9 protein-coding genes are annotated in these 14,247 nt (G+C 35.5%); 8 read left to right on the top strand and 1 reads right to left on the bottom strand.

What is annotated here, in order from left to right; genetic code table 11:
* Positions 1 to 27: 27 nt before the first annotated feature.
* Positions 28 to 852 carry an SGNH/GDSL hydrolase family protein gene (locus HNP25_RS06855; RefSeq protein ID WP_184132357.1) on the bottom strand — a complete coding sequence of 275 codons (825 nt, stop codon included), beginning with the start codon at positions 850 to 852 and terminating at the stop codon, positions 28 to 30.
* Between the two features lie 182 nt (positions 853 to 1,034).
* Here HNP25_RS06855 and HNP25_RS06850 point away from each other — a divergent pair, with 182 nt between their 5' ends.
* The 8 genes from HNP25_RS06850 (at position 1,035) to HNP25_RS06815 (ending at position 14,162) form a co-directional block, all read left to right on the top strand.
* Positions 1,035 to 1,538 carry a heme-binding domain-containing protein gene (locus tag HNP25_RS06850; protein ID WP_184132354.1) on the top strand — a complete coding sequence of 168 codons (504 nt, stop codon included), beginning with the start codon at positions 1,035 to 1,037 and terminating at the stop codon, positions 1,536 to 1,538.
* 23 nt (positions 1,539 to 1,561) lie between these two features.
* Positions 1,562 to 3,679, top strand: coding sequence for a M48 family metallopeptidase (locus tag HNP25_RS06845; RefSeq protein WP_184132351.1), 2,118 nt, complete (start codon positions 1,562 to 1,564; stop codon positions 3,677 to 3,679).
* Positions 3,680 to 3,816: 137 nt separating this feature from the next.
* A complete protein-coding gene (locus HNP25_RS06840; RefSeq protein ID WP_184132348.1) occupies positions 3,817 to 6,057 on the top strand; it encodes a heavy metal translocating P-type ATPase in 2,241 nt (746 codons plus the stop codon).
* Between the two features lie 65 nt (positions 6,058 to 6,122).
* The gene (locus HNP25_RS06835) at positions 6,123 to 6,335 is read left to right on the top strand and encodes a heavy-metal-associated domain-containing protein (RefSeq protein ID WP_184132345.1); all 213 of its coding nucleotides are present in this window, start codon (positions 6,123 to 6,125) and stop codon (positions 6,333 to 6,335) included.
* Positions 6,336 to 6,593: 258 nt separating this feature from the next.
* Positions 6,594 to 8,369, top strand: coding sequence for a RagB/SusD family nutrient uptake outer membrane protein (locus HNP25_RS06830; RefSeq protein WP_184132342.1), 1,776 nt, complete (start codon positions 6,594 to 6,596; stop codon positions 8,367 to 8,369).
* 187 nt (positions 8,370 to 8,556) lie between these two features.
* Positions 8,557 to 10,755, top strand: a complete 2,199-nt coding sequence (locus HNP25_RS06825; RefSeq protein ID WP_184132339.1) for an alpha-N-acetylglucosaminidase — start codon at positions 8,557 to 8,559, stop codon at positions 10,753 to 10,755.
* Between the two features lie 205 nt (positions 10,756 to 10,960).
* On the top strand, positions 10,961 to 12,094 hold the full coding sequence (locus HNP25_RS06820; RefSeq protein ID WP_184132337.1) for an acyltransferase family protein: 1,134 nt from the start codon (positions 10,961 to 10,963) through the stop codon (positions 12,092 to 12,094).
* A 172-nt stretch (positions 12,095 to 12,266) separates the two neighbouring features.
* Positions 12,267 to 14,162, top strand: coding sequence for a pectinesterase family protein (locus HNP25_RS06815; RefSeq protein ID WP_184132334.1), 1,896 nt, complete (start codon positions 12,267 to 12,269; stop codon positions 14,160 to 14,162).
* Positions 14,163 to 14,247: the final 85 nt, after the last annotated feature.

Below are 14,247 nucleotides of genomic sequence, written 5' to 3'. Positions count from 1 at the left end.
AGAAATGGAAAGAAAATCAATCAAAAATCAAAACTTTTTCATCACTTTTACTAATTGTTTAGTAATTACTTCATAGCCTTTATCGGAAGGATGTAAACCATCATAAGTCATATTGATAGATTCTAGTGGATATGGATATTCGTCTGTTGCTGGATTGTAATGAACATCAATAAATGATGGATAAGTATAATTTTTGTATTCGCCTGTGAGGGTATCTTTAAGACGTTTGAAATAGACAAGCTTTTCAACTTTCAGTTTTTTCTGATTGTACAAGTCAACCACTTTGATATTTTCGTATTTGCCTATGGCTTTAATGGCTTCTGCAAATTGTGATAAAAGTTGTCCCTTTTTCTCTCTGTAAGAACCATAAGCATTATTTTTCGGATTGGCTATGTAAACAAAATCAGCTCTTTGCATGGGGGTGATTAAAACAATCTTTGCTTCTGGATTCAATGTTCTAATTTTATTAATAATGATACGAAAAGCACCATGAACCGTCGTGCTTCCTGTATTATTTTGATAATCAGCAAAAGTGCCGAGAGGTTTTCCTCCCCACCAATCATTCGTTCCCAAGAAAATAGAATACACGTCTGCTTTGATAAGACCAAGATTTTCTATTTGCTCCGCAATGCGAACAGATGTCCAACCATTATGTCCTTGATTGATGTATTCAAATTGAGGTAATTTTTCAACCACACCTGTCATGTAGCCTTTTGTAATTCTATTACCTGTTTCTTTAGGATGGTCGTTCAAATAAGTAATGGAATCCCCAATGGCAACCCAAGTTATTTTCTTCGGAGAAAAAGATGTTAAAATGCCAATCAGGATTAAGAGTAATACTTTCTGTTTCATTGTATAAATTGTTTATAGATTAACATTTAAAGCTTTAATAAGTAAAATTATACTGATAATTATTTTTACTCATTATATATTAAATAGCTCATGATATTTATCGTTGTCAATTAAGCAATTTTTAATTACTATTGCCCTATTCTTTTATTTATTCCTAGAATCATTATTTAACTTGAATGAAAATGAAAAATAAAGTATTACTTGGATTAGTAGCTTTCTTAGCTTTAATTCAATTTATTCGCCCAGAAAGGAATCTTTCAGACGACCAAACATACAGTATTTCAACCAAATATGCGGTAACGGATGAAGTAAACGGCATTCTAAAAGTAGCGTGTAACGACTGCCACAGCAACAAAACTGAATATCCGTGGTATGCAAATGTGCAACCAGTGGCTTCGTGGTTAGCACATCATGTGGAAGAAGGAAAAGACGAATTAAACCTTTCTACTTTTACTAAATTACCCATTGCCGTACAAAACCATAAATTAGAAGAAACCATCGAAATGGTGGAAGATGGAGAAATGCCTTTGGCTTCCTATACTTATTTGGGTTTACACAAAGAAGCCAATTTGAGTGAAACACAAAAGAAAGTATTAATCGACTGGGCAAAAGCTCAAATGGATACTTTGAAAGCTAATTATCCAGCGGATAGCTTGGTTTTGAAAAGAAGAAAAAAGGCTGAATGAACTGTAGCACGAGTTTCCAACTCGTGAAAAACACTGTATATCACAACGCTTACCTTGAATTTGATAAATCTACCATACATTTCCTCCAATACTCTATGCAAACCATCACCGTCTCTGAGTCATTCAAGAAAATGACTATCAAGGCAATTTTATCTATTTGTCTATTTATTGTTACTTATCTCGCTCTTATTGTTTTAGCTGTCATTTTCACCATTATTTGTGCTTATGGTGGCTTTGCGATTATCATGTTAAAACCGACTCTACTTACCATTTTAGTTGGAGTAGGTTTGCTTGCGATGGGCATTTTAGTACTTTTCTTTTTAGGAAAGTTTATCTTTAAAAAGAACGTAGTTGACCGTTCGCATCTTGTCGAAATCACGGCTACGCAAGAGCCTGAGCTTTTTGCTTTTATCCAGAAAATTGTTGGAGAAGTAAAGACCGATTTTCCAAAAAAAATTTATTTATCTGCCGATGTAAATGCTTCTGTATTTTATGATTCAAGCTTTCTGAGTATGTTTTTACCCATCAAGAAAAACCTGCAAATCGGTGTTGCTTTGGTAAATGCTGTTTCTGTGAGTGAATTTGAAGCCATTTTGGCTCATGAATTTGGACACTTTTCGCAAAGGTCGATGAAAGTTGGGAGCTATGTGTATAACGTAAATCAGGTTATTTACAACTTACTTTACGAGAATGATTCTTTTGAATCTAAAGCAAGTAGTATCGCAAGTTGGCATAGCTATATTGCTTTTTTTGTGGGACTTTCATTAAAAATTATCCAAGGAATCCAATGGGTTTTAAGGAAGATTTACGACATCGTGAACATCAGCTACATGAGTTTGTCCAGAGAAATGGAATTTCATGCTGACGAAGTAGCTGCCAACGTTGCGGGTTCTGAGCCACTGATTACTTCACTTTTACGTTTAGATTTAGCCGATGAATCTTACAAAACGGTCATTAATTATTATAGTGATAAAATTAGTGAAGCGGTGAAGCCTTCTAATATTTTTCCGCAATACCAATTTGTAATGAATTTTCTGGCAGGTGAAAATAAACTACCGAATGTTAATAATCTTCCACAAGTAAATCTCTCGAATTTTAATCGCTACAACAAAACTAAATTGGTGATTACCAATCAGTGGGCTTCGCACCCGAATACTGAAGATAGAGTTGTGGCACTTCAAAAATTGAATATCAGTGTAAAAGAAAACAAAACGGACAAAGCCATTGTCTTGTTCAAAAACATTGATGTTGTCCAACAAAAAGTAACAGATAATCTATTTGCACAGGTTACTTATAACGAAGAAGTAAAAGACGAAAAGGCAGAAGAATTTATCGAAACTTATACCAAAAATTACAGAGCCAATACTTTCGATACCATTTTCAACTGTTACTACGACAATAAAAATCCGTTCTATTTTGACAAAGATTCATTAGAAAGTACAACCGATTTAACATTTAATGACTTATTCGGCGAAAATGCTGTCGATACGGTTTATTCTTCAATTGCCATAGAAAGAGATATTCAGACCATTACACAAATAAAGAGTGGAGATTTAACGATAAAATCTTTTGACTATGATGGCATAAAGTATTCACCCAAAGAATGCGATGAATTAATTCCTGTTTTAGAAACAGAATTAGCAGGTTTGAAAAAAGAAATTGAGGCAAATGATAAAGCAATTTTTCAGTATTTCTTACAATTAGCACAAAGCAAAGGCTTGGAAACGGAGTACCTCAATGAATACAAAGCTTACGATGAAATTGATAAAAGTTACGATGAACAATTTGAAATGTATGTAAAAATGATGAATGCCACGGCGTTTATTAATTACAATACCCCTTTTGAGGTCGTCGAACAAAATATCAATGCGATTTATGAGTTAGAAAAACCTTTCAAAGAGCAAATCAATAAACTCTTGAGCGATGAAAGGTATCAGTCGGTCATTACTGAGGAAATCAGAGAAAATTTGAATAAATATTTAGCAGAAGTATTGGTCTATTTTTCAAGACCTGATTACGACAATGAATCACTAAATATTATGATGGCGAGTATTCATCAGTACCAATACATCATCGGACGAAAATTCTTTGAAAGCAAAAAAGAGCTTTTAGACTTCAAAGTAAAAATCACAAAAGAGTAGCACGAGTTTCCAACTCGTAGGAAAGCGAAGCATCATTCACAAAAATTTAAGCTTCGCTTTCCAAAATTATGTAAACATTCCCAATAATTATGTAAGCCATTAGCCAATCCTTCAAGCTAATTTTGTGTTATCAAAATATGACACAAAAGATGGAAAGTAAAGTAGAAAATCAAGCTCAAATCAAAACACTCATCGTTCCCGTTACAGGAATGACTTGTGCCGCTTGTGCGAGTAGCGTTCAAACAATTCTTGATAAACAAAATGGTGTATTGGAATGTGCTGTCAATTTTGCGAATGAATCTGCTAAAATACAATTTGATACCAAGCTTACTTCTCCAGAATTTTTACAAGAAAAATTACAGCAAATCGGCTATGGTCTCATTTTAGGAACACCCGAAAAAGCCAAAGAACAGCAGGCGATTTTAAAAGAAAATCAATATCAAAAACTTAAACAAAACCTTATTTGGGCGACTATACTAACAATTCCTGTGGTAATTATCGGAATGTTTTTTATGGAAATGCCTTACGCCAATTGGATTGAATTGGCTCTCACCACGCCAGTTTTACTTTGGTTCGGGCGACAATTCTTTATCAATGCCCTCAAACAAACTCGTGCAGGTACTGCCAATATGGATACTTTGGTAGCTTTAAGCACAGGAATCGCCTTTTTATTTAGCTTATACAATACACTTTTCCCCGAATTTTGGCATCACCGAGGTTTACACGCTCATGTGTATTATGAAGCTGCCGCTGTGGTAATTGTTTTTATTATGCTGGGAAAATTGTTAGAAGAAAACGCAAAATCGAATACTTCAACCGCCATCAAAAAACTGATGGGCTTACAACCCAAAACTGTTTGGGTGATTGAAAATGGCGAAGAAAAGGAAATTCCTATTGCCGAAGTGCAAGTAAGTGACAGAATTTTGATTCGTCCCGGTGATAAAATACCTGTGGATGGAAAAGTATTATCAGGAAATTCCTTTGTGGATGAAAGTATGATGAGTGGCGAACCGCTTCCTGTGGAGAAAACTAAAGGTTCAAAAGTGTTTTCTGGCACAGTCAATCAGCAAGGAAGTTTTAAGTTTATTGCTGAAAAAGTAGGCGATGAAACTTTTTTAGCTCAAATTATTCAGTTGGTGCAAGAAGCACAAGGAAGTAAAGCACCCGTCCAAAAATTAGTCGATAAAATTGCCAGTATTTTTGTACCAATCGTCATCATTATTGCTATACTTACTTTTATTATTTGGATGATTTTTGGTGGAGAAAATGCCTTGACTCATGCTTTATTAACTTCTGTTTCGGTTTTGGTCATCGCCTGTCCCTGTGCTTTGGGTTTGGCTACACCTACGGCAATCATGGTTGGAGTCGGCAAAGGAGCTGAAAATGGAATCTTGATAAAAGATGCCGAAAGCTTGGAAATTGCCCATAACGTAAACGCCATTATTTTAGACAAAACAGGTACGATTACCGAAGGAAAACCTTCTGTGAGTGATTTAATTTGGGTGAATAAATCCGAAAACGAAATGCTCAAAAGTATTTTATTGTCTTTAGAAAGTCTTTCAAGTCATCCATTAGCGGAAGCTGTAACACAACAATTGAAAGTAGAAGGAGTAAAACCTTTGACCATCAATACTTTTGAAAATGTAGTTGGAAAAGGTATTCGAGCAATTTTTGAGGGTCAGAACTATTTTGTCGGTAGTCCAAAATGGATTGAAAGTATCACTCCTAATCTTGACAATCAAGCGATTATTTCATTAGAAAAACAAGGAAAAACAGTTGTAGTTTTTGCCGATGAAAAAGAAACTTTGGCGATAATTGCCATTTCAGATAAGATTAAAAGTACTTCTAAAATTGCCATTCAAGAATTGCAAGAAGCAGGAATAGAAGTATTTATGCTAACAGGCGATAATATTTTGACGGCTCAAAAAGTAGCAGAAGAAGTCGGTATCAAAAATGTGAAAGCGAGTTTGATGCCGAATGATAAAGCTGAATTTATCAAGCAATTACAAAAAGAAGGAAAAATAGTAGCGATGGTTGGCGATGGCATCAACGATTCGCAAGCTTTAGCACAAGCTGACATCAGTATTGCGATGGGAAAAGGTTCTGATATTGCGATGGACGTAGCCAAAATGACTTTAATTTCTTCTGATTTATTGAAAATTCCTCAAGCGTTGAAGCTTTCCAGAAAGACGGTTTCTACCATACGTCAGAATTTATTTTGGGCTTTTATTTATAATCTCATCGGAATTCCTTTGGCGGCAGGCGTGTTATATCCTTTCAATGGCTTTTTGTTGAATCCAATGATTGCAGGAGCAGCGATGGCACTCAGCTCAGTTTCAGTAGTAAGTAATAGTATTCGTTTAAAATATAGAAATTAATCAATCTTGAATTTGTGAATTACAAAAAAATCACTAATTCACAACTCACTCAATCACAACTAACAATGGAAAAATTATCATTCAAAACCAATATCAATTGCAACAATTGCATTGCAAAAGTAAAACCATTCTTGAACCAAGTTGAAAACATCGAAAACTGGCAAGTGGACATCAATAATACCGATAAAATTCTCAGCGTTTCGGGCGAAGAAGAACTTACTGCTGAAGAAGTAATCGAAGCAGTACAGAAGGCAGGTTTTAGCATAGAAAAACAATAGTTTGTTTTCATCTCATCTGAATAAAGCTTTATCCTTAATATTCAACTATTGAGTGTAAAGCTTCTTTATAAACACCATTTTATAGAGTATTTGGAAACATAGAATCGCCTTTTCAGAAAATCTATTTTTGTCTTGTAAATATTTTAAATATTACTTTTTTTTGAAATCTAGTTTAAAAATCCACAGATTTTAGCGAAAAAACCAGTATATTTAAAGATTGAGTTTCTTTATTTACAGAAAATATACTTTGGGTACTAAATGATTGCAAAGCTTTTATATGATGAAAAAGAACTATTAGCACTTGCTTCGTCTGGAAACGAACAGGCTTTTGCTACTTTATTTCATTCGTATAAAAATAAATTATATGGCTATTTATACCGACTGACAGCCTCAAATGAGATTACTGAAGATATTATCCAAGAGATTTTTTTGAAGCTTTGGAAAGATAAAAGTGAACTGGTAAACATTGTTCAATTTGATGCTTATTTGTTTAGAATGGCAAAAAATCAGGCGATTAATGCCTTTAAATTTCCAACCAATACAGAACAATATATTTCAGCATCAGGGCCTGTTTATGTTGCTTTAAGAGGTAATTATGCGGTTGAACATTTTCAACAGCAATCATACAGTACCGATGAATCTATCATGCCAGCAAGAGGTGGAAACTGGTTTGATGGTGGACAATGCCAAACAATGCACTTCCATTCTTGGACGAAAGATAATAACTTCTTAAATGGTTACTGGACTTGGCTATCTACCACAATTGGCGTGGCTAACCAAACATTAAACATTTTATCAAATGCCATGCCTGCTGGTGCTGTAAAAAACACCAACCTTGCTGAAATTAAAATGATAAGAGCTTTTGCGTATTTTTGGATGATGGATAACTATGGAAATGTACCGATTGATACCGTTTACGGTGATTTTACTCCCAAAACGAATGTTGCAAGAGCCGAAGTTTTCAAATTTATCGAAAAAGAAATTAATGCTGCCATTCCTTATTTAAGTGAAACTTCAAGTGTCGTTACTTATGGAAGACCCAATAAATGGACTGCTTATGCTTTATTAGCCAAAATGTATTTGAACGCTGAGCATTACACTGGTACAAAAAGATATGAAGACTGTATTGCAGCAACCGACAAAATAATCAATTCAGGTTTATTTGCTATTGAAGCTAGAAGTACTTACTTGAAAATGTTTTATCCAGATAATGGCCCTTCTAAAAAGGAATTTATTTTTGCGATTCCTTATGATGCTACTTCAACCAATAGCTTTCCTTTCAGGTCAACAAACTTACACTCTCGTTATGCTATACCAAGAAGTATGCGTGCTAAGTTTAAATTGCCGTTTACGCCAAGTGGTCCAGAAAGTACTTTACCTGAATACTATGCTTACTTCAACGATGCCAATGATGTAAGAAATGGGCAATGGCTTAAAGGATTACAATACATGGACGATGGTACTCCTATTACAGTACAAACAACAAAATTAGGGCTTGACCAATTTTATAAAGGAAGTGATGGTGCAGCTCAAGTGACGTATCATGTAAATTTAACACCAGAAGTAGTTCTTCGTCAGGACGTTGCAGCTTTTGATGCTGGAAACGATGAAATCGCTTGGAACATGGGTTATCGTAATAATAAATTTTATGCTGATGGTACTTCTTTAAGTAGAAATCAAAATAATGATATTCCTGTTTTCCGTTATGCAGACATTCTTTTAATGAAAGCTGAGGCTATTTTACGAGGCGGAACTGCTACTTTAGGACACACAGCTCTTTCTTTAGTGAACCAAGTTCGCTCAGAAAGAACTACTTCTGCTGCCTTAGCCACTGTGAATTTGGAAACGCTTTATGCTGAAAGAGTAAGAGAGTTTGCTTATGAAGGATGGCACAGAAATGATATGATTCGTTTCGGGAAGTTCGAGGATAAATGGGGCTACAAAACAAATGCCGAAGCTTACCGTAGAATTTTCCCAATACCAAGAGTTGCTTTACAATTGAATCCAAATTTGAAACAAAATCCAGGTTATTAGAAAACAGATTTTAACCACAGATTAAAGTAAAATTTTTATCTGTGGTTAAAATTTACGTATATCAATGTCCGTACTGTATTATTATATTTTTTATCAAGAATTTATTAGTGTAATCGTACCCATTTTTTTTGTTATAAGCTAAACCTTCCGCTAAAGGTTTAGCTTTATAATCCAAACTATATTCCACATGACTAAACTATCTCAGCCCATTCGCTTTCTCGTCGTCATCTTTGTGCTTTTGAGTTGTCATCTGACAAATGCACAACTTAATAAGCAAGAAGCCCAAGCACTCATTGGCAGGGTGATTCCTCAGAAAGCACAATTTTTTGTGGTCGAAGCCTTAGAAAGTACTGCACCAAAAGACCTTTTTGAAATAGAAAGCAAGAACCAAAAAATCATTTTAAGAGGAAACAATGGCGTTGCCGTCGCTTCTGCTTTATATTATTATTTAACAGAATATTGCCATTGCCAAATTACTTGGAATGGCACAAACCTTGATTTGCCCGCCAAATTACCTCTAATTCCTTCAAAAATTACAAAGAAAACGCCTTATCAGTACCGCTACTATCTCAATTACTGTACTTTCAATTACAGTATGTCGTGGTGGAATTGGGAAAGATGGCAAAAAGAAATCGACTGGATGGCGATGCACGGCATCAACATGCCTTTGGCGATTACGGGCGAAGAATATACTTGGCGAGAAGTATATAATGAAATGGGCTTTTCGGATAATGATTTAAAAGACTTTTTCAGCGGGCCAGCATATTTTTCTTGGTTTTGGATGGGAAATCTTGATGGTTGGGGCGGTCCACTTCCTATCAGTTGGATGAAATCTCATAAAGATTTACAAGTAAAAATTGTGCAAAGAGAACGTGCTTTGGGCATGAAACCTGTTTTGCCTGCCTTTACAGGACATGTGCCTGCGGCATTCAAAAAGAAATATCCGAATGCAAAATTAAAAGCCACCAACTGGACAAACGGTTTTGGTGATACTTATATTTTAGACTCAGAAGACCCACTTTTTGCAGAATTGGGCAAAAGATTTATTAATAAACAAACGAAACTTTTCGGTTCAGACCATTTGTATTCAGCGGATACGTTCAACGAAAACGAACCACCAACCGATGAACCTGCTTTTCTTTCAAAACTCAGTGCCAGAATTTACGAAGGAATGCGTCAAGCCGACCCAGAAGCCGTTTGGGTGATGCAAGGTTGGTTGTTTTACAGTGATAGAAAATTCTGGAAAGCACCACAAATTGAGGCTTTATTAAGTGCAGTACCCAATGATAAAATGTTGTTGTTGGATTTGGCAACCGAAATCGAGCCTGTTTGGAAACGCACAGATGCTTTTTATGGCAAACCGTGGATTTGGAATATGTTGAATAATTTTGGTGGAAATGTCAATCTTTTTGGTAGAATGGACGGTGTAGCCAGCGGTCCAGCTTTAGCTTTAAACGACCCCAATTCTAAAAATTTACAAGGAATAGGTTTAACGATGGAAGCTATTGAACAAAATCCTGTGATTTATGAATTGATGATGCAACATACTTGGCAAACTACACCCATTGACTTAAACGAATGGTTGGTGAAGTATGCAAAGAATCGCTACAAAACAGATGATAAATCGTTAGTGGAAGCTTGGCAAGTACTTCGTCAAACAGTTTATAATGGCAAAGATATTCGTGATGGAGCTGAATCAATTGTGACGGGTCGTCCGACATTTGATTCTACAACGATTTGGACAAAAACAAAGCTCAATTATAAACCCAAAGACTTAATCCCAGCTTGGGATTTGTTTGTAGAAGCTTCCAAAAAAGGCATTGATTCTGATGGATTTCAGTACGATTTGGTTGATATTACTCGACAAGTATTGGCAAATCATGCCCTTTTTTTACAGAAAAAATGGAAGAATTCATTCAAAGCAAAAGACGCAGCACAGTTCAAAAAAGACGCTCAGGCTTTTCTTGATTTGATTGCCGATATGGACGAATTATTAGCAACTCGCAAAGATTTTATGCTTGGCCCGTGGATTAGCTCGGCAAGAAGTTGGGGAAGTACTCCTGCTGAAAAAGCACTTTATGAACAAAACGCTCGTGACCTCATTACACTTTGGGGCGATGCCAACAATCCTTTGCACGAATATTCTAACCGTCAATGGAGTGGTTTGTTGAATGACTTTTATAAGCCAAGATGGCAACAGTTTTTTGTAGAACTCGACAAATCTTTGGTAGAAAACCATGAGCCAGATTTAAAAACTTTTGATGCCAATATCCGTACTTGGGAATGGAATTGGGTAACAACACAAAAGAACTTCCCAACAGCAACCAAAGGCAACAGTCATCAAGTTGCTTTGAAGATGTATAAGAAGTATAGAAATGAGTTGTAAATTAGTAAATTGTGAATGAGTGAGTTAGTGAATTAAAATTTTTATTTTCAGTTACATTTATCTTATTTCGATTAAAATAAAGCATAAGTTATTGAAAAACAAATCATTAATTCTGAATTCTTCATTGTTGCTTAGCAAAAAATAATCACTCATTCACAACTCACTAACTCACAATTTACTCAATCACTTAACAAATAAACACTCTATGAAAGACACAAGACTCGTTTCTTTAGATGCCCTACGAGGCTTCGATATGTTTTGGATAATGAGTGGCGAACACATTATCCATGCTTTGGCAGAAGCAACGCATATTCCTTTACTTGAATGGATGTCTGAACAATTACATCATACAGCTTGGAATGGAATTACGTTTTACGACATGATTTTTCCACTTTTTCTTTTTATTGCGGGAATGTCGATGCCTTTTTCAATGCAAAAGAAAGTAGTAGAAGCATCTGTCAATAGTCCCAACGAACTGCCAAATGCCATTAAAAAGCCATTGTACTTGGCGATGGTTAAACGTACGGTAATTTTAATTTTCCTTGGAGTAGTAGTAAATGGACTTTTCAAATGGAATGGATATGAACAAACACGCATTGCCAGTGTTTTGGGCAGAATCGGTTTGGCTTGGTTTTTTGCAGGAATAATTTATTTGAATTTCAATACTCAGAAACAAATTTTCTGCTTAGCTTTTATTCTGGTTGGCTATTGGCTCATCATGAAATATGTTCCAGTTCCAGGTTTTGGGGCGGGAGTATTGACCAAAGAAGGTTCGCTTGAATCTTATATCGACCGCATCTTATTACCGGGAAGATTACACAGCATCGTTCATGACCCTGAAGGAATTTTATCAACCATCCCAGCCATTGGTACAGCAATGTTAGGTGTATTTACCGCTACTTTTTTGAAAAAAGATTGGGGGTTTTCAGTTTATCGAAAAGTATTAATGATGATAGTAGCCGCTTTGGTATTGATTGGCATTGGTTTACTTTGGGATTTTTCATTTCCTATTAATAAACGCCTTTGGTCTAGTTCATTTGTGTGTTTCGTAGGCGGTTTTTCTATCCTATTTTTTGTGGTATTTTATGTAATTATTGACGTTTGGAAATGGCAAAAATGGGCTTCTCCATTCATCTGGATTGGTTCAAACTCAATTTTGATTTACATGGCATCGGAAGGAATTGTCAATTTTGGATACACCGCTAATTTTCTTTTTGGCGGACTTATTTCGCATACTCCTGTACTTTGGCAACCTGTTTTTGTGACCATTTCTATCACAACAACCCAAATGATACTTTTGTATATTTTATATAAGAAAAAGATTTTCTTAAAAATTTAAGGACATACTCAATGAAAAATAGCCATAGTTCTACCCTATTTTGTTGAAATTTATATATCCTTCCCCAAATTAAAAATCTTGCTTTGAAAATATCCATCATCTAAGCATTAGATTTGATAGGCTATTAGTCTTTAGAATATGTTTACTCTCAATGATAACATTTTGAAATTCTATGAAAACAAAGCAAAAGTATTTTTTCATCATTGCATTTCTCCTGACTTCTTTCCTAAGTAATAGTCAAGCACTTAAAATTCAACATGATTTAGTAGTGGCAAAAGATGGTTCTGGCGATTTTCGTTATATCCAAGATGCCATTGATGCCGTTAGGGTTTATCTACCCAATCAAATTACGATTCGTATCAAAAAAGGGATTTATAAAGAAAAAGTGACGATTCCGAGTACCCTGAGTAATATCGCCATCATTGGCGAAGACAGTACTGTTATTTCTTATGATGATTATTCTGGCAAAGGAAAAATGGAAACCTTTGATTCTTATACGTTAAGAGTTTTGGGGAATGATATTACTTTAGAAAACTTAATCATCGAAAATACGGCTGGAAGAGTTGGGCAAGCCGTTGCACTTCACATTGAAGGCGACCGCTGTGTGATTCGTAAATGTCGTTTCTTGGGAAATCAAGATACAATTTTTGCTGCGGGAGATAATGCTCGTCAGCATTTTGTAGATTGTTATATTGAAGGAACGGTCGATTTTATTTTTGGTCCAGCAACAATGCTTTTTGAAAATTGTATCATCCACAGCAAAGCCAATGGTTATGTAACAGCGGCTTCAACACCAAAATGGGTGAATCATGGTTATGTGTTCAAAAACTGTAAGTTAACGGCTTCGGCTGATGTTAACAAAGTTTATTTAGGTCGCCCTTGGAGAAGTTATGCCAAAACAGTGTTCATCAATTGCGAATTAGGAAAGCATATTTTACCAGAAGGTTGGGATACTTGGGGCAAAGCTGAAAATGAAAAAACTACTTTTTATGCAGAATATAAAAATACAGGAGACGGAGCAAGAACCTCATCCAGAGTAAAATGGTCGCATCAGCTTTCAGAGAGCGAAGTAAATGAATATACTTTAGAAAATGTTTTTTCTGGAAAGCCTAATTCTGCTTTTAATGCTTTCTGGAATCAAGTATCACATTTGGGTATTACTGGAAAAGTAGATACTTCTTATAATAATTATACAGCTTATTTAAACAGTAAAAAGTCGCACCCAGTAACGACGATTGTTCCTGAAAAAACCTTAGCGACTGTTTCAGAAAAGTATGCCATTACTTATGGAAAAATTGGGAATAGAGCATTGTTATTAGATGTTTTTAGTCCGACAAAAACTTCTCAAAAACCTTTACCTGCGGTCATGATTATTCATGGCGGTGGCTGGCGAACTGGAAACAGAACACAACATTATCAATTAGCCAGAAGAATGGCTGAATTGGGTTTTGTTTGTTTTACGCCAGAGTACAGTTTATCTACGGAAGCCTTGTATCCCGCAGCCGTTTATGATTTGAAATCGGCATTGCGTTGGATGCGAGCCAATGCAAAAACTTATAACATTGACCCAGACAAAATAGCTACTTTAGGCTTTTCTGCGGGCGGAGAATTATCAGCTTTTATGGGAGTAACGGCTGAAAATCCAAGCTTTGAGGGTTCAAATGGCAATTTGAAATACTCTTCAAAAGTGCAAGCCGTTGTGGATATTGATGGAACGCTTTCTTTTGTGCATCCAGAATCTGGTGAAGGAAATGATAGTAAAGGTACTTCGGCGGCTACTTATTGGTTTGGGATTCCTAAAAAAGATAATCCACAACTTTGGGACGAAGCTTCGCCATTGTATCATGTTGGAGCAAAAACGCCACCCATTTTATTTTTAAATAGTTCTGTGGACAGAATGCACGCTGGAAGAGACGATTTTAGAAAAATTTTGGACCAACATAACATTTATTCAGAAGTACATACTTTTGCCGACGCACCACATTCTTTCTGTTTATTCAATCCATGGTTTGAACCAACGGTTAAATATGTTTCTGAATTTTTAAAGAAGACTTTGGTGGTGAAGTAAGGGGAGGCGAATGAGCTTTGAGTTTAAAATGTGAATTATAGCGACTTGAAATTTAATTACACATTACCGTCATTTATTTGAATAC

This window comes from Arcicella rosea (genome assembly GCF_014204325.1).
In the GTDB taxonomy this organism is placed as follows: domain Bacteria; phylum Bacteroidota; class Bacteroidia; order Cytophagales; family Spirosomataceae; genus Arcicella; species Arcicella rosea_A.
This window is presented reverse-complemented; position numbering and strand designations above follow the sequence as displayed.

What these genes read in the sequence shown, in the direction of transcription:
- HNP25_RS06820 (WP_184132337.1), top strand. Translation starts at nt 10,961, where the DNA reads ATGAAAGACACAAGACTCGTTTCTTTAGATGCCCTACGAGGCTTCGAT.
- HNP25_RS06850 (WP_184132354.1), top strand. Translation starts at nt 1,035, where the DNA reads ATGAAAAATAAAGTATTACTTGGATTAGTAGCTTTCTTAGCTTTAATT.
- HNP25_RS06840 (WP_184132348.1), top strand. Translation starts at nt 3,817, where the DNA reads ATGACACAAAAGATGGAAAGTAAAGTAGAAAATCAAGCTCAAATCAAA.
- HNP25_RS06830 (WP_184132342.1), top strand. Translation starts at nt 6,594, where the DNA reads ATGATTGCAAAGCTTTTATATGATGAAAAAGAACTATTAGCACTTGCT.
- HNP25_RS06815 (WP_184132334.1), top strand. Translation starts at nt 12,267, where the DNA reads ATGAAAACAAAGCAAAAGTATTTTTTCATCATTGCATTTCTCCTGACT.
- HNP25_RS06835 (WP_184132345.1), top strand. Translation starts at nt 6,123, where the DNA reads ATGGAAAAATTATCATTCAAAACCAATATCAATTGCAACAATTGCATT.
- HNP25_RS06825 (WP_184132339.1), top strand. Translation starts at nt 8,557, where the DNA reads ATGACTAAACTATCTCAGCCCATTCGCTTTCTCGTCGTCATCTTTGTG.
- HNP25_RS06855 (WP_184132357.1), bottom strand. Translation starts at nt 852, where the DNA reads ATGAAACAGAAAGTATTACTCTTAATCCTGATTGGCATTTTAACATCT.